At 66.7% G+C, this 1087-nt stretch carries 1 protein-coding gene; it reads left to right on the forward strand.

Annotated features, from left to right (window positions below; genetic code table 11):
• The coding region (locus JK364_RS54345) for an acyltransferase domain-containing protein (RefSeq protein ID WP_201858866.1) at window positions 1-1087 on the forward strand (1087 nt) is incomplete at both ends.

Below are 1087 nucleotides of genomic sequence, written 5' to 3' on the forward strand. Positions count from 1 at the left end.
CGCGGCGGACGGTACCGGTTTCTCCGAGGGTGTCGGTGTGCTGCTGGTCGAGCGGCTGTCCGACGCCCAGGCTAAGGGCCACAACGTCCTGGCTGTGGTACGGGGATCGGCGGTCAATCAGGACGGTGCGTCCAATGGTCTGACCGCTCCGAATGGCCCCTCCCAGCAGCGGGTGATCCGGCAGGCTCTGGCCAGCGCCGGGCTGACCACGGCCGAGGTGGATGTGGTCGAGGCCCACGGTACGGGTACGACACTGGGCGACCCGATCGAGGCCCAGGCGGTGATCGCCACCTACGGCCAGGACCGTGACCGGCCCGTGCTGCTCGGCTCGCTGAAGTCGAACCTCGGGCACACGCAGGCTGCCGCGGGTGTTTCCGGTGTCATCAAGATGGTCATGGCACTGCGGCATGACACTGTCCCGGCCACCCTGCACATCGACGAGCCCTCCCGGCATATCGACTGGACGGCCGGCGCTGTGCAGCTGGTGACGGAGAACCAGCCCTGGCCCGTGCTCGGCCGACCGCGCCGGGCAGGGGTCTCGGCGTTCGGTATCAGTGGCACTAATGCGCATGTCATTTTGGAGAGCGCGCCCGCCCAGCCTGTCCCACCCGTGGACACTCCGGTGCCGGCTGTCACGGCTGGTGTGGTGCCGTTGGCGATCTCGGCCAAGAGCTTGCCGGCGCTGGTCGGCCTTGAAGACCGGCTGCGTGCTTATCTGACCGCCGCACCTGAGACTGACCTGTCTGCTGTGGCGTCGACGCTGGCGGTGACCCGGTCGGTGTTCGAGTACCGGGCTGTGCTGTTGGGGGAGGAGACCGTCACCGGCACCGCGGTGTCGGATCCGCGGGTGGTGTTTGTCTTCTCGGGTCAGGGGTCGCAGCGGGTTGGGATGGGTGAGCAGTTGGCTGCGGCTTTCCCGTTGTTTGCGCGGTTGCATCGGCAGGTGTGGGATCTGCTGGATGTTGCGGATCTTGATGTGGATGATACGGGGTATGCGCAGCCGGCTTTGTTTGCGTTGCAGGTGGCGTTGTTCGGGTTGTTGGAGTCGTGGGGTGTGCGTCCGTGGGCGGTGGTGGGTCATTCTGTT

The organism is Streptomyces endocoffeicus (assembly GCF_016741935.1).
GTDB classification, from domain to species: Bacteria; Actinomycetota; Actinomycetes; order Streptomycetales; family Streptomycetaceae; genus Streptomyces; species Streptomyces endocoffeicus.